Raw genomic sequence first — 14984 nt, forward strand, 5'->3', positions numbered from 1 at the left:
TCACACGAAGGTCACCGGTCTCACCGCGTTGGCGAGATCGATCAGGACGTCGTGTGCCTCCGGCGAGGGCGCGTGGTGCGCGAGCCGCCGGTACGACCGGTCCAGCACGGTGCGGGCGCCCGTCTCGGCGGACCGCAGGATCTCGCCGTCGGTGATGCCGTCCTGCCCGAGGAGCACCCCCGCGAGCCCGGTCTCGCGCACGGCCGTCACCAGCCGGTCGAGGGCGTCACCGTCGAGGTCCAGCGCGGTCAGCCGGATCACGGCGTCGTCGAGTTCGGCCGACGCCGGGAGATCCCCGGTCCCCGGCATCGGCGCGGACAGCACCCGCACCCCGGCGATCCGCGCGGCCTCGTCGTAGCGCGAGAATTCCGGGACCTGGTCGAGGATCTCGACGGCGGCGGCGCGAGCGCCGCGCAGCAACCGGACCCGCGCGAGACCGAACGCCGCGCTGACCTGGGACCGGTCGCGCACCCACAGGGCGTCGTAGTACCGCTCGGCGGCGGCCGCGCCGTTGAGGTGCTCCTCGCACAGGCCCAAGGCGAGTTTCGGCGGCTCCTCGCCGGGGATGTCCCGGTACACGGCGGTGAACTTCTCCTTGGCGGCGGCGAAATCGCCCTCGCCGAGCGCGAGCAGGCCCCGATGCCACGCCACCCGCCAGTCGTAGGGAGCGCGGTCGCCGAGGAGGCGTTCGGCCTCTGCCACCGCCAGCGCGCCTTCGACGGTCGCCCCGAGTTCCAGCCGGGCCCGGCACCGGCGGAACTCGACCTCGACCGAACCCGACACCTTGTCGAGTTTCTTCAGCAACCGCGCCGCGTCGGGAGCGCGGACGGCACGGAGGAAGCTCGCCTGCGGATCCTCGGGATCCTCCCGCGGTACCGGCAGGCCGACGGCGATCTCCGCGGCGGCCGGGCGCGCGCCGAGCGACACGGCCGTCCCCCGCGTCCAGTGCTCCAGCGGCGGCGCCTGGCCGAGTCCCGCGTCGAGCAGGACCGCCCCTTCCGTGAACAGCGTGGATCCGGAGGGCCGGGATTGCTTGTCCCGCAAGGAAAGGATCTCGCCGAGCACCCCGTCGAGCTGGACCAGCATCTCGCGTGCGCTCGCGAATCGCTGGTCGAACGAAGCGGTCGCGCGGTCGAGGACGCGGAGGAACGACTCGATGCCGAACCGGACGCCGCGCGCGTCGGTGGTGACCGACCAGCCGTCGCTGGCCTGGAAGAGTTCCCGCAGCGTCACGCCGACGGTGTGGATGTCGGACCGGACGGTGAGCCCGTGTTTCGCCCGTTCCCGCGGGGAGACCTGGTAGTGCTCGGTCCCGACGAGCGGGCTTTCGTCGTCGGCGATCTTGCGGATGGCGCCGAAATCGATGAGCTTGATCCGCTTCTCACCGTGGATCACGTTGTCCGGCTTCATGTCGCAGTACAGCAGGCCCTCGCCGTGGAGGTAGTCGAGCGCGGTCAGGATCTCGCGTCCGTACGCCACGACGTGCTCGACCAGCAGCCGTCCCTCGCTGGAGTCCAGCCCGGCCCGGCCGCGGTTCTTGATCTCCCGCAGGGAAAGCCCGTCGACGAACTCCATGACGATGTAACGGAAGTCGTCGTGCTCGACCACGTCGAAGATCCGGACGACGTTCGGATGCTCCAGCGCGATGAGCACCTGGCTTTCGGTCTCCGCGATCCGCACGGCGGCGGTGTTGTTCGTGTTGATCAGGCCCTTGAGCGCGACGTACCGGTCGCCGAGTCCGGAATCCGTCGCCAGGTAGACGAAACCGAGTCCGCCGCGCGCGACGCAGCCGAGCACGTGATAGCGGCCGTCGACCACGTCACCGGCCGCGAGCTTGGGCGTGAAGGAGAACGGCGTCCGGCAGACCGGGCAGAATCCCTCGGCGGGCGCGGGCCCGCCGCCGATCGAGCGGCCGACCGGGGTGGCGGTGCAGCCGTGCTTGCCGCAGAACCGTTCCTCCTCCGGGACATGGGGCTCGGTCAGCAAGCGGCCGGCGACGTCGGGGAGTTCGACGACCGGGAGCGGGACCCGGTCGTCCGCGGTCGCGTGCCCCGCGATCTGCTGGGAGCGGGTGACCACCGTGCCGGTGATCCGGGTCGGCGCGCCGGGGCCGGGGATCACCAGCGTCGGCTCTTCCGGCGTGCCTGGCGGCAGCCCGCAGACCTTGCAGAAGCCGGTCTTGCCGAGCGTGCCCCGGCAGCCGTCCCGTCCGCAGGCCGTCATCCGTCGATCCGTTTCCGTACGGTGTCCGCGTACCGCTCGACGGCGGCCGCCGCGGCCGCGAGGTCGCACGGTCCTTCGAAGAGCATCCGCCAGGCGGGCGCGTAGGCGGCATCCAGTTCGACGTCTTCGACGAGCCCGCTGTTACGGGCCATCTCCCCGTACGCGTCGAGCCGGGCACGGAGTTCCGCGCGCCGGGCGAGGTTCTCGTCGAGGAGACGGCGCAGGTCGCGGGCCCGCTCGACGGTTTTGGCCACGGCCCGCTCACAGACCGGGAGCTGCCGTTTCACCCAATCGGTTTCATCGTCCTGCTCCGCCGAACGCAGTTGCGTCACCGCGCCTCTCAACCGCCGCGCCTTGGGATGGACGTGTGGAATGCCGGAGAAGCGGGGTGCGTCGCTCGGATTGTCCTTCTCCAGCCGGTCCAGTTCGGCCAGCCGCGTTTCCAGCTGAGCGAGCCTGCCCTCGATGTCGTCCTCGCCGGCGGGCAGGACGTCGGTGCTCGACCGGACCACGTCCACGCCCGGCGAGGTCTCCTCGCGGAACGCCAGTGCCAGCCGCAGCCCGAGTTCGTGCGCGCGCTGGGCCAGCGGCACGAGCACCTCGCCGACGAGTTCGTCGGGTTCGGCCGACTCGTCGACCCCGTAGACGACGACCGTGCGGCCGGACCCGTGGCGCCCCGCGGGCGAGTCCGCGGCGACGTCGAGCCGGTCGGAGATGCGGCGGCGGACCGCGTCGGCGGTCTTGCCGACCGCGTCGACGGCGAGCACGACACTGCCCACCGGCGGGACCGTCGGCCCGGACGCGCTCCGGCCCGCGCCGTGTTCGCGGTCGGCGAGGACGATAGCGCGGCGCAACGAGGCCGCGACGGCGGAATCGTCGTCGCCCATGATGATCACCCGGACGTCCGACCGGCCGTGCCCGCCGAGCCATCGCGCGAATTCGCGGGCGAAGAGCACGTCGATCGTGGGCGGTTCCGGGTACTGGACGAAACTCGGGTCGATCGCCGGGCTGCCCTCGGCCCAGCGGCGCAGTTCCGGCAGATAGCCGAGCATCGTCTCGACCGGGATCATCCAGGAGACGCGGGCGGCCTCGGTCGCGTACCGGGTCGCGACCATGCCGACGACGTGACCGGTCTTGTCGGCGATCACCGCGGAACCACTGAAGCCGTGGGTGATCGGCTCGGCGTCGGGACTCCGGTGCAGCTGGACGCGCTCCAGGCCGTGCCCGCCGTCGCCGACGACGGTCGCCAGCGACCACATGCCGTCCGAACCGCACGGGAAGCCGTACGCGCGCACCTGCTGGTTGTCTTCGAGCGCCGTCCGGTGGAGCGGCGCGCCGGTGAGCTGTTCCTCGGGGTCGCGCAACCGGAGCAACGCGACGTCCCCGCCGTCGTCGCCGATGGGCGCGGCCTGCGCGACGGTTTTCGCGATTCCGGATTCGACACCGGGAAGCGCCACGAAATCCACCGTGATTTCGTCGTGGCCTTCGATCACATGAGCGCAGGTGAGGAGGTGTTCCCCGTCGAGCATGGTCCCGGCGCCCAGGATCCGCCCACGACGATCGCGCAGCCGCACCCGCCAGCGTCTGCGCTCGGAAGTCACCCGAAGGACCCTACCGATCGTGAGTGGTAATGACGGTTCTCACCGTCATTACCACTCTCGAAGCCTAATGCGCGGCGTCGTTCCACGACCGGCCGTAGCCGACCGAGACCTCCAGCGGGACGGCGAGCTCGTACGCCGAGCCCATTCCCTGACGCACCAACGCTTCCAGCTGCTCGCGCTCGCCGTCGGCGACTTCGAGGACGAGTTCGTCGTGCACCTGGAGCAGAACACGGCTCTTCAGCTTCGCCTCGGTCAGCGCCTTGTGCACGTTGAGCATGGCGACCTTGATGATGTCGGCCGCGCTGCCCTGGATGGGGGCGTTGAGCGCCATCCGTTCGGCCATCTCGCGGCGCTGGCGGTTGTCGCTGTTGAGATCCGGCAGGTACCGGCGGCGGCCGAAGATCGTTTCGGTGTAACCGACCTTCGCCGCGTCGCCCACGACCGAGTGAAGATAGTCGCGCACGCCGCCGAAGCGGGAGAAGTACGCCTCCATCTGTTCCTTGGCTTCCTCGGTCGAGATCCGCAGCTGCTGCGAAAGCCCGTACGCCGAAAGCCCGTACGCCAGGCCGTACGACATCGCCTTGACCCGGAACCGCAGTTCCGGCGTGATCTCCTCCGGCGGCAGCGAGAACGCGCGGGACGCCACGAAAGTGTGCAGGTCCTCGCCGCTGTTGAAGGCCTGGATCAGTCCTTCGTCCTGCGAGAGGTGCGCCATGATCCGCATTTCGATCTGGCTGTAGTCCGCCGTCATCAGCTCGGCGTACCCGTCGCCGACGACGAACGCGTCGCGGATGCGGCGGCCTTCCTCGGTGCGGATCGGGATGTTCTGCAGGTTCGGGTCGACCGAGGAGAGCCGTCCGGTGGCGGCGATCGTCTGCAGCAGCGTGGTGTGGATGCGGCCGTCGTCGGCGACCGCCTTGATCAGGCCTTCGACCGTGGTGCGCAGCCGGGTCGCGTCCCGGTGTTCCAGCAGATGCTGCAGGAACGGGTGCTCGGTCTTCTCGAACAGGCTCTGCAGCGCCTCGGCGTCGGTGGTGTAGCCGGTCTTGGTGCGTTTGGTCTTCGGCATGCCGAGCTCGTCGAACAGGATCACCTGGAGCTGCTTGGGCGAGCCGAGGTTGACCTGCTTGCCGATGACCGCGTACGCCTCGTCCGCGGCCTGGGTGACCCGGCCGAGGTAATGCGATTCCAGATCCGTCAGATGCTCGATGTCGACCGCGATGCCCGCCGCTTCGAGTCCGGTGATCACCTGCAGCAGCGGCAGTTCCAGTTCGACGAGCAGCTGGGCGCCGCCGAGTTCTTCGAGCTCCTTGGTCAGCGCGCCCGCCAGTTCGGCGACCGCGCGGGCCTTGACCAGCTCGGCCTGGATCTCCTTCTGCTCCAGGTCCTCGGCGCCGCCGCCGTCGAGCAGCGAGAGCTGCCCGTCCCCGGTGTCGGCCTCGGACCGCAGCTCGCGGTGCAGGTACCGCAGGGCGAGGTCGTCGAGTTCGAAGGTGCGCTGCCCCGGGCGGACCAGGTACGCCGCGAGCGCGGTGTCCATGACGAGCCCGGCGAACGTCCAGCCGCGTGCCTTGACCGCGTGCAGCGCGACCTTCAGCTCGTGACCGATCTTCTGGATCTTCTCGTCGGCGAGCCAGGCGGTGAGCGCCTTGTCGTCCTCGGCGTCCAGCGTGGTGACGTCGACGTACGCGCCTTCGCCGTCGGCGGCCGCGAAAGTGATGGCCTTCAGATCGGAGCGGACCGAGGCACCGGTGGTGCGGAACGCGAGGCCGACCGGCTGGTCCTGACCGGTGTGCGCGGACAGCCATTCCGTGAGGGCGCCCGGAGCGAGCTTCGCGCCGCTGACCTCGAAGCCCTCCTCGGCCTCGGGCTCGGCGCTCTGCAAGGTGGCGAAGAGCCGGTCACGCAGGACGCGGAACTCCAGCTCGTCGAACAGCGCGTGGACGGCCTCGCGGTCCCAGGGACGCAGCTCCAGACCTGTCGGGCCGAGCTCCAGCTCGACGTCGCGGATCAGCTCGGTGAGCTGGCGGTTCAGCATCACCGCGCCGAGGTGCTCGCGCAGCGCGTCGCCGACCTTGCCCTTGACCTCGTCGACCCGGTCGATCAGCTCGTTGAAGGACCCGAACTGCCTGATCCACTTCGCGGCCGTCTTCTCGCCGACGCCGGGGATGCTGGGCAGGTTGTCCGAGGGGTCGCCGCGCAGCGCGGCGAAGTCCGGGTACTGCGCCGGGGTGAGGCCGTACTTCTCCTCGACCGCCTCCGGGGTGAACCGGGTCATCTCCGACACGCCGCGCTTCGGGTACAGCACGGTGACCTGGTCGGTCACCAGCTGGAGCGCGTCACGGTCGCCCGTACAGATGAGGACGTCGAAGCCTTCGGCGGTCGCCTGTGTCGTGAGCGTGGCGATGATGTCGTCGGCTTCGTAGTTCTCCTTGGTCAGCGCCGGGATGCCGAGGACCTTGAGCACGTCCTCGACCAGGCCGACCTGGCCCTTGAACTCGTCCGGGGTGCTGCTGCGGTTGGCCTTGTACTCCGCGAACGTCTCCGAACGGAACGTCTTGCGGGAAAGGTCGAACGCCACCGCGAGGTGGGTCGGCGCCTCGTCGCGCAGCAGGTTGATGAGCATCGAGGTGAACCCGAACACCGCGTTCGTCGTCTGCCCGGTCTTCGTCTTGAAGTTCTCCGCGGGCAGCGCGAAGAACGCGCGATACGCCATCGAATGGCCGTCGATCAGCAGCAGTTTGGGCCGCTCGGCCTGTGCGGTGGCGGGTGTGGCATTGGCAACGGTCGTGTTCTCACTCGGGCTCACGGGAGCGAGTCTAGGGTGAGGGTCTGACAGTCCTACCTGTCGTGTCGTTTAAGGAGCTCTGCGTGACCGAACAAGCCCTCGAATCCTTCGCCGGGATCGACCCGGCCTTCGCCGGACAGCAGCTCAACGACAAGCTCGGGCTCGAGATCAGCGAATTCGGTCCCGAACGCGTCGTGGGCAGCATCCCGGTAGAGGGCAACCTCCAGCCCTACGGCCTGCTCCACGGCGGGGCGAACGCCGTCGTGGCCGAGGCGCTCGGCTCGATGGTCTGCGCGCTCAACGCCGGCACCGACAAGGCGACGATGGGCCTCGAACTCTCGTGCACCCACCACCGGGCGGTCCGCTCCGGGCGGGTCACCGGGGTCGCGACCCCGGTGCACGTCGGACGCGGAACCGTCACCGCGGAGATCGTGCTGACCGACGACCAGGGTCGGCGCTCGTGCACGGCGCGGCTGACGTGCGTGGTGCGGGAACGGCCGCCGGGCGCCTGAGCCCGCACCACCCCACATGGATCTCGACACGGCTCAGGTGCGGGCGTTCGTCGCGACCGCCGACCACGGCCATTTCGGTCGCGCGGCAGAATCCCTGTACCTGACCCAGCAAGCGCTGTCGAAGCGGATCCGGAAACTCGAGGACGCCCTGTCGGTCCAACTGTTCCGGCGCACCAACCGGTCCGTCGAGCTGACCACCGACGGCGACCGCTTCCTCCCGCACGCGCGCGAGCTGATCCGCGCGGCGGACGCGGCCGTCGCCGCGATGGGCCTTCAGGACCGGCCGCCCCGCCTGGACATCATCGATCCGCGCCTCTCCCCCATGTACATGCTGCGGCGCGTCGCGCAGCGGGACCCGGAGCTGGCCGTCGAGCGCGTCGCCGGACGCGGGCTCGCCAACGCGCTGGACCCGCTGGTCCGCGGCGAGATCGACCTCGCGTTCGGCCGCGTCGCGGATCTCGGCCGCGAGGTGCCCGCGGAACTCGAACATCGCCTTGTCCGGCTCGAACCACTGGTCGCCCTTCTCGCTCCGGAACATCCGCTGGCAGGCAACGATGTCCTGAAATTGTCCGATCTCCGGAGTGAGGGCATCTGGATTCCGCAATTGGGCGGCCCGGTCGAATGGCTTTCTTATTTGCAACGCCTATGCAAAGAATTCGGCGTCCCGATCGACGACTCCGGGGTCAGTTACGACCTCAGGCACACACTGGAACAGACCCGTTACGGGAAGCAGCGGGTCACCCTCGCCGGCGCCGACATGGACCTCGCGTCCGACATCGACCTGCGAGTGCTCCCCTTCGAACCTTCACCGCTGTTCCCGTGGTCGGTCGTGTGGCGGCGCGGCGAAGGCCCGGCCCTGCGGCGCCTGCTGGCGCTCCTGGGCCGGACCAGCCACGAAGAAGGTTGGTGCACCTACGATCCCGCTCGATCGTGGCTGCCGGACGACGACCTCAGACCGCTAGGTGCCGGGCGAACCAGCGGGTGAGCTCGGCGTCGACCAGCTTCGCGTGTTCCGTCTGCGGAGCGGGTTCGAGGCCGGGCGCCTCGGCGAATTCGTGCGCCATCCCCGGGATGGTGACGAGCTCGGATCGCCCCTGCCCCAGTGTCTTGTGCAGCGCCGCGGCCGGTTCGGTGATCGAGACGTCGTCCTCCTCGCCGATGACCAGCAGCACCGGCGCGGTCAGTTCTTCGGCCCGCCGCACGTAGTCGTACTCGTTCGCGACCGCGCGGGACCGGTCCGACCAGTGATAGGTGACGTCGTAGATCCGCTCGTTCGCCGCGATCACCGGCGCCAGCTGGGTCACCGGGTTCACCAGCGCGGCCGCCGCCACCGGGATCTCGGCGTGGGTCAGCATCTGCAGTGCGACGCCGCCGCCCTGCGAACCGCCGACCAGCCCGACCGGACCGTCCTCAATGGACAGGCGGGAGCGCAGCTCCGCCACCGCCGCCGGGAATTCGGCCTCGACCTGCTTGGTGAGCGGTTCGACGACGTTGAGCACGTTGTCCTCGCTCGCGAGGCGGAAGAAGCCCTCGAAACCGCCCTCGGGGAAGCGTTTCCCGGTCAGCGGCAACCCGAGGTGCACCCGCCACGCGTGCAGTCCCCGCATCGGCAGCGCCGCCGCCATGGCCGCTTCGCTGAACGGCGCGCCCAGCAGGTGCCAGGTGAGCACCAGCGGTGCCGGACGCGACTCGTCCGACGGCGGCAACGCCACGAACGGGACTCCCGCGGCCACGCCTTCGATCGCTCCGCTCAGTTCGACGCTCATCGTCATGTTCTCCCAGGTCCTAGTCGGTTTTTCCGGCTCTGGGAACAGCTAACCGCGAGGCCGGGGCCGGGATCCAACAGCCGTTCGGGCCCCGATGACAACCATCGGTTGTCGTGCCACGAGAGAAGGGAGGGGCACGCTTGACGCCCTTTGGGGCAACATTGCTACTACGAACGGGCGCCCTCGAAGGAGGGGAAAGCCGCAAGATACGCGGCCGAAACATGATCATTACCCACGAGCATGATCGACGTGGTAGCGGTGAATCCCCAGCGTGACCAGCGAAGACTTGTCAACCGGCAACATTCGCCTTTTCGTGCAATTCGTTCTGGTTTCGACCGTCACGATGTGGACACAGAGTGATGGGCGTCTGTCCAGATCATGGCAGAGGGGGATATCTTCCTGCCCTAACCTAGCCCCTGTGTCGGGGGCAACGCCTACCGGCGGCTGGTTGGTCATGGGAGGTAGTCGGTGTCAGGAGTGCGTTTTGGACGGGTTTTCGCCGTCGCGGCGGCTGCGTCGCTGGCGCTGGCGGGCTGCGCGGGCGGCAGCACGTCCGGTGGCGGTGACAGCAGCACGCTGAAGATCGGGTTCATGGGTGACCTCACCGGTGAGAACTCCGGGATCGTGATCCCGCCCCGCAACGGCGCGAAGCTCGCTATCGACGAGTACAACAAGACGAACCCGGCGACCAAGCTGGAGCTCAAGGAATACGACAGCCAGGGCAAGCCCGAGCAGGCGACGTCGCTGATCGCGACCGCCGTCGGCCAGGACAAGATCACCGCGCTGATCGGCCCGGCGTTCTCCGGTGAGTCGAAGGCCATCGGCGGTCAGCTGGAGCAGAACAAGATCCCGAGTGTCTCGCCGTCGGCGACGAACGCGGGCCTTTCCGCGAACGGCTGGAAGTACTGGCACCGTGTCGTCGCGAGCGACGCCAGTCAGGGCCCGGCCATCGCCAACTTCCTCATCACGGCGAAGTCGCCCAAGAAGGCTTACGTCATCTCGGACGACCAAGAGTACAGCGTCGGCCTGGCCGACAACTTCGAGAAGACCTTGAAGGAAAAGAACGTCCCGACCGAGCGCGACAAGTTCGCCAAGGACGCGTCGGACTACTCCTCGACCGTGCAGAAGGTCAAGGCCGCGAACCCGGACATCATCCTCTTCGGTGGCTACTACGCCCAGGGTGGCCGTCTGCTCAAGCAGCTGCGTGACAGCCAGGTGACCGCCGTCTTCGCCACCGGCGACGGATCGCTCGACGCCCAGCTCGTCAGTGGTGCGGGTGCCGCGGCAGCCGAGAAGGCCGTCGTCGGCTGCCCCTGCAACATCCCGGACGCCGGCTCCACCGACGAGTTCAGCACCAAGTACAAGGCCGCGTACAACGTCGACCCGGCGATCTACTCGAGCGAGGGTTACGACGCCGCGACCGCCATCATCAACGCGGTCAAGGGTGGCGCGACCACCGCCGAGAAGATCAACGAGGCTCTCAAGACGATCGACTTCAAGGGTGTCTCGAAGCAGATCAAGTTCAAGGAGAACGGCGAACCGTCGACGGACGCGATCAACGTCTACCAGGTCACCGGTGGCGTCCTCAAGAACCTCGGCGTCTCGACCGAAGCCAAGCTCAACGGCTGACGGAGCAGGTAGGAACACCTAACGGAAGCGGGGGCGCTGTGCGGGCACAGCTCCCCCGCTTCCCGTAAATGTGGCGAAATATCCTCGCCCCGTCCCGTAAGGCATCCACGTCATGCTTCAAGATCTGCAAGCCCAGTTCCTCGGTAGCACCATCGGCGGACTGGTCGCCGGAAGCATCTACGCCCTCATCGCCCTCGGCTACACAATGGTCTACGGCGTGCTCCGGCTCATCAACTTCGCCCATTCCGAGATCTTCATGATCGGGACGGTCACGTCCCTGTTCGTCCTCATCACCATCGCCGGCGGCACCGCCCCGATCACGCTCGGCGTGTTCGGCATGATCGCCGTGCTGTTGCTGATCATCATCGCCTCGGCCGCTGTGTCCGGCGGCGCCGCGGTCTTGCTGGAGCAAGTGGCCTACCGGCCGCTCCGCAAGAAGGGCGCGACCCGGCTGGCCGCGCTGATCTCCGCCATCGGCGCCTCGCTGTTCCTGCAGGAGCTGTTCGGTCTCGAGATCATCGAATGGATCACCGGGAAATCCGGCCGTGTGCAACAGAACGCGCCGCGGTTCATCCCGCACGAGGAGCTGTTCCACATCGGCAACGGCGTGGTCCGCACCGACCACGTGTTCGTCGTCGTCGGCGCCGTGATCATGATGATCGCCCTCGACCAGCTGGTCAGCCGGACCCGCATCGGCCGCGGTATCCGTGCCACGGCACAGGATCCCGAAGCCGCCGTGCTGATGGGCGTCAGCATCGACAAGATCGTGCGTCTCACCTTCCTGCTCGGTGGCGCTATGGCGGGTGTCGCCGCGGCGCTGTACGTCATGGAATACGAGAACACCGATTACCGCATCGGCTTCCTCCTCGGCATCAAGGCGTTCACCGCGGCCGTGCTGGGAGGTATCGGCAACCTGCGAGGGGCGCTGCTCGGTGGCATCGTGCTCGGCCTGGTGGAGAACTGGAGTTCCATCTTCTTCGGTTCACAATGGAAGGACGTCACCGCCTTCGTGGTTCTGGTGCTGGTCCTGATGTTCCGTCCCACCGGCATCCTCGGTGAATCGCTGCAGCGGGCACGCGCATGAAGGGCAACGAAGAAGTGTCTACAGAAAACGGAAAGGCCGCGCGCGCCGGCTTTCACCCGATCGACGGCCTTCGGGATTGGTGGGCCGACGCTCCGCATTGGCAACGTTATGGCGTGTACATCGCCCTGATCGTCGGCGCCTTGATCCTTCCCGCGCCGGCGATCGGCTCGTTCATGTCGCCGGAATCGGACTGGACCACGGTCCTGATCTTCCCGGTCGGGGTGTACATCCTGCTGGCGATCGGCCTGAACATTGTCGTCGGCCACGCGGGCATGCTCGACCTCGGGTTCGTCGCGTTCTTCGCGATCGGCGCCTACACCCTCGCCGTGATGGGCACGAAATACGGCTGGACCTTCTGGGGATGCCTTGTGCTCGGCATCTTCCTGGCGGCGATGTCCGGGGTGATCCTCGGTGCTCCGACGCTCCGGCTACGCGGTGACTATCTGGCCATCGTGACACTCGGGTTCGGTGAAATCGTCCGGATCACCGCGACGAACACCGACGGCATCGGCGGTGCCCGCGGGATCACCAACGTCCCGCACCCGGAACCCATGTTCGGAACCGAATTCCTGCTCGACCCGGCGCCGTACTATTACCTGATCCTGGCGGCGATCGTGATCGCGATCGTCTTCTCCGTCCGGCTGCACCGCAGCCGCGTCGGCCGGGCTTGGGCGGCGATCCGCGAAGACGAGGACGCCGCCGAACTGATGGGCGTCCCGACGTTCAAGTTCAAGCTGCTGGCGTTCGCCATCGGCGCCATGCTCGGCGGTATGGCCGGTGTGGTCTACGCGAGCAAGGCCGTCTTCATCGAACCGAACAACTTCCCGTTCATCCTCTCGGCGACCATTCTCGCGGCCGTCGTGCTCGGTGGCGCGGGGAACCTGCCCGGCGTCATCCTCGGCGCGTTCCTCGTCGCCTGGCTTCCGGAGCGGTTCCGGTTCCTTTCCGAGTACCGCATCCTGATCTTCGGCGGCGTGCTCGTGCTGATGATGGCGCTGCGGCCGGAGGGCCTGCTGCCGTCCCGGCAGCGCAAGGCGGAACTACGTGAAGGAACGGGCGGGATGGGCGCCATGGGCGCCGAAGTCGCGGGTCCGGATTCCGAGGCTTCGGCGGAGGTGACGAAATGAGCGCACTGCTCGAATTCGACAACGTGACCATGCGCTTCGGCGGTGTCACGGCCTTGAAGGAAGTCGACCTCACCATCGACAAGGGTGAGATCTTCGCGCTGATCGGGCCGAACGGCGCGGGCAAGACCACCGTGTTCAACGTGATCACGGGTGTCTACCAGCCGACCGAAGGCCAGGTGCGCTTCGACGGCACCAAGGTCAACGGGATGAAGCGGTTCAGGATCAACCAGACCGGGATCGCCCGCACGTTCCAGAACATCCGGCTGTTCCACAACATGTCGGCGCTCGAGAACGTGATGGTCGGTGCGGACTCGCACCACAAGACCGGTGCGATCTCGGCGACGCTGGGCCTGCCCGTGCACCGCAAGGAAGAGAAGCGGGGCCGCGAGCTGGCGAGGGACCTGCTGGACTTCGTCGGCATCGGACGGGTCGAGCACAACACCGCGAAGAACCTCTCCTACGGCGATCAGCGCCGTCTGGAGATCGCGCGTGCGCTCGCGACCGACCCGAAGCTGCTGCTGCTCGACGAGCCCGCCGCCGGCATGAACCCGGCGGAGAAGAACTCGCTGCAGCAGCTGATCCGCAAGATCCGGGACGACGGCCGGACCGTGCTGCTCATCGAGCACGACATGGGCTTGGTCATGCAGATCGCCGACCGGCTGGCCGTGCTCGACTTCGGCCAGAAGATCGCAGAAGGGCTCCCCCAAGAGGTGCAGAACAACCAGAAGGTGATCGAGGCTTACCTGGGGGTGGCGGAAGATGCTTCTTGAGGTTCAGGACATCAACGTCCACTACGGGAAGATCGCCGCGCTCAAGGGCATGACCATCGAGGTCGGCGAGGGCGAGATCGTTTCGCTCATCGGGGCCAACGGCGCCGGCAAGACCACGACGCTGAAGACGATCTCGGGCCTGCGTCCGCTGACCAGCGGCCGGATCCTCTTCGACGGCAAGGACATCTCGAAGACGCCCGGGCACAAGCGGGTCGAACTCGGGATCGGCCAGTCGCCGGAAGGCCGGGGCGTGTTCCCCGGTATGACGGTGCAGGAAAACCTCCTGATGGGTGCCTACACCCGCAAGGACGACCTGAAGGCCGACCTCGACGAGGTCTACGAGCTGTTCCCGCGGCTTAACGAGCGCAAGACCCAGTTCGGCGGCACGATGTCCGGTGGCGAGCAGCAGATGATCGCCATCGGCCGCGCGCTGATGACCAAGCCCAAGGTGTTGCTGCTCGACGAGCCGTCCATGGGCCTGGCGCCGATGCTGATCGCGCAGATCTTCGACATCATCCGCGAGATCAACAAGCGCGGGACCACGGTCCTGCTCGTGGAGCAGAACGCGCAGCAGGCGCTGAAGCTCTCCGATCGCGCGTACGTGCTGGAGACCGGTGAAGTGGTCAAGAGCGCCCGCGGTGTCGAGCTGCTGGACGACCCTCAGGTGCGGGCCGCCTACCTCGGTGGCGACCTGGGCGTCTGACGCCTTCGAAGAAAGGGCCCCGTCGCTCTCGCGGCGGGGCCCTTTTCTTTGGTCGAGAGGTAAGGCGAACGTGGCGTGTCCGGGCGAGATGGGCGATCACGCGTGATCCGACGGCGAACTCGCGTGATCAGAGACGGAACTCGCGGGATCAGACGACGATCACCGAGTTCGCCCTCTGATCACGCGAGATCCGTTCCTGATCACGCGAGTTACACCTTCACGCATCTCCTCAAGGCACAGCTCAGCCCAGCTTGATGTCGGTGCCGGTGAGGTTCTTCATGTCGGTCAAGGTCGGACCGCCGAAAGCCCGCAGCACCAACGGTTTCGCCTCCTTGGGCAGATCGAAGTAGAGGTCGAACTCGACCCGGACGCCCCGCCCGAGATCGAACTTGTCGGGCTGGCGTTTGATCGTCATCGCCTGGTTGTCGACGGCGATCACGGCGCCGGAATCGGTGACCAGCTGCTGGCGCCGGGTGTCGAACAGGATTCCGGACAGCCCCTTTCCCGTCACCACCAGCCGGAGCCGGACGAACTGTCCCTTCGCCTCGAACTCGGTGTGGCTGCCGGTGAGACTGGGCAATCCGGCGGCCAGACCGATGACGGAGAACTCTGTCTCGCCGTTGAGCGCCGACGGCAGGTGCAGCGCGGTCTCGTCCGGCCGGACCTCCCGCGCGGGCAGGTCGTACACGGGTTTGGCGGGTGGCCGCTCCGGTTCACCGGAGCAGCCGGCGACCAGGACCGAGACGGCCGCCACGAGAGCACGAACGATTCCTCTGCGCAC

Annotated in this window: 12 protein-coding genes; 7 read left to right on the plus strand and 5 right to left on the minus strand. The window is 67.8% G+C overall.

The annotated features are described in order from the left end of the window. The 3 genes from IE302_RS36585 to polA form a co-directional block, all read right to left on the minus strand. Positions 1–2223 (minus strand): serine/threonine-protein kinase, encoded by a 2223-nt coding sequence (locus tag IE302_RS36585; RefSeq protein WP_191259035.1) that lies wholly within the window; start codon positions 2221–2223, stop codon positions 1–3. Beyond that, positions 2220–3824 carry a S1 family peptidase gene (locus IE302_RS36590; RefSeq protein ID WP_229908162.1) on the minus strand — a complete coding sequence of 535 codons (1605 nt, stop codon included), beginning with the start codon at positions 3822–3824 and terminating at the stop codon, positions 2220–2222. The genes IE302_RS36585 and IE302_RS36590 overlap by 4 nt, the downstream gene beginning before the upstream one ends. A gap of 64 nt (positions 3825–3888) precedes the next feature. Next, positions 3889–6633: a DNA polymerase I gene (gene polA / locus IE302_RS36595; RefSeq protein WP_191259036.1), complete on the minus strand. Its 2745-nt coding sequence runs from the start codon at positions 6631–6633 to the stop codon at positions 3889–3891. A 62-nt stretch (positions 6634–6695) separates the two neighbouring features. On the opposite strand from polA, the gene IE302_RS36600 reads away from it, so the two are divergent. Together IE302_RS36600 and IE302_RS36605 are read left to right on the plus strand one after the other, a co-directional pair. Then, positions 6696–7124: a PaaI family thioesterase gene (locus IE302_RS36600; RefSeq protein ID WP_038511292.1), complete on the plus strand. Its 429-nt coding sequence runs from the start codon at positions 6696–6698 to the stop codon at positions 7122–7124. A 16-nt stretch (positions 7125–7140) separates the two neighbouring features. Continuing rightward, entirely contained in the window at positions 7141–8109 is a 969-nt protein-coding gene (locus IE302_RS36605; protein WP_191259037.1) for a LysR family transcriptional regulator, read from the plus strand. On the opposite strand, the gene IE302_RS36610 is transcribed toward IE302_RS36605, so the two are convergent. Continuing rightward, positions 8075–8896, minus strand: a complete 822-nt coding sequence (locus IE302_RS36610; protein WP_191259038.1) for an alpha/beta fold hydrolase — start codon at positions 8894–8896, stop codon at positions 8075–8077. The genes IE302_RS36605 and IE302_RS36610 overlap by 35 nt on opposite strands. Before the next feature lie 471 nt (positions 8897–9367). Here IE302_RS36610 and IE302_RS36615 point away from each other — a divergent pair, with 471 nt between their 5' ends. The 5 genes from IE302_RS36615 to IE302_RS36635 all read left to right on the plus strand — a co-directional run bounded on the left by IE302_RS36615 (position 9368) and on the right by IE302_RS36635 (position 14203). Further along, positions 9368–10519 (plus strand): branched-chain amino acid ABC transporter substrate-binding protein, encoded by a 1152-nt coding sequence (locus tag IE302_RS36615; RefSeq protein ID WP_191259039.1) that lies wholly within the window; start codon positions 9368–9370, stop codon positions 10517–10519. Between the two features lie 112 nt (positions 10520–10631). Then, a complete protein-coding gene (locus tag IE302_RS36620; RefSeq protein WP_007028137.1) occupies positions 10632–11603 on the plus strand; it encodes a branched-chain amino acid ABC transporter permease in 972 nt (323 codons plus the stop codon). After that, entirely contained in the window at positions 11600–12730 is a 1131-nt protein-coding gene (locus IE302_RS36625; RefSeq protein ID WP_191259040.1) for a branched-chain amino acid ABC transporter permease, read from the plus strand. Before IE302_RS36620 ends, IE302_RS36625 begins: the two co-directional genes overlap by 4 nt. Beyond that, positions 12727–13500 (plus strand): ABC transporter ATP-binding protein, encoded by a 774-nt coding sequence (locus IE302_RS36630; RefSeq protein WP_191259041.1) that lies wholly within the window; start codon positions 12727–12729, stop codon positions 13498–13500. The genes IE302_RS36625 and IE302_RS36630 overlap by 4 nt, the downstream gene beginning before the upstream one ends. Next, the gene (locus tag IE302_RS36635) at positions 13490–14203 is read left to right on the plus strand and encodes an ABC transporter ATP-binding protein (RefSeq protein WP_191259042.1); all 714 of its coding nucleotides are present in this window, start codon (positions 13490–13492) and stop codon (positions 14201–14203) included. The genes IE302_RS36630 and IE302_RS36635 overlap by 11 nt, the downstream gene beginning before the upstream one ends. Positions 14204–14444: 241 nt before the next feature. Here the strand turns inward: IE302_RS36635 and IE302_RS36640 are convergent, their stop codons facing one another. Further along, entirely contained in the window at positions 14445–14984 is a 540-nt protein-coding gene (locus tag IE302_RS36640) for a DUF4352 domain-containing protein (protein WP_191259043.1), read from the minus strand.

It is taken from the genome of Amycolatopsis oliviviridis (assembly GCF_014654365.1).
Taxonomy (GTDB): domain Bacteria; phylum Actinomycetota; class Actinomycetes; order Mycobacteriales; family Pseudonocardiaceae; genus Amycolatopsis; species Amycolatopsis oliviviridis.

Excerpts from the sequence above, each read along its gene's own strand:
- IE302_RS36585 (WP_191259035.1), bottom strand. The coding sequence starts at position 2,223 with ATGACGGCCTGCGGACGGGACGGCTGCCGGGGCACGCTCGGCAAGACC.
- IE302_RS36605 (WP_191259037.1), top strand. The coding sequence starts at position 7,141 with ATGGATCTCGACACGGCTCAGGTGCGGGCGTTCGTCGCGACCGCCGAC.
- IE302_RS36610 (WP_191259038.1), bottom strand. The coding sequence starts at position 8,896 with ATGACGATGAGCGTCGAACTGAGCGGAGCGATCGAAGGCGTGGCCGCG.
- IE302_RS36620 (WP_007028137.1), top strand. The coding sequence starts at position 10,632 with ATGCTTCAAGATCTGCAAGCCCAGTTCCTCGGTAGCACCATCGGCGGA.
- IE302_RS36625 (WP_191259040.1), top strand. The coding sequence starts at position 11,600 with ATGAAGGGCAACGAAGAAGTGTCTACAGAAAACGGAAAGGCCGCGCGC.
- IE302_RS36630 (WP_191259041.1), top strand. The coding sequence starts at position 12,727 with ATGAGCGCACTGCTCGAATTCGACAACGTGACCATGCGCTTCGGCGGT.
- IE302_RS36635 (WP_191259042.1), top strand. The coding sequence starts at position 13,490 with ATGCTTCTTGAGGTTCAGGACATCAACGTCCACTACGGGAAGATCGCC.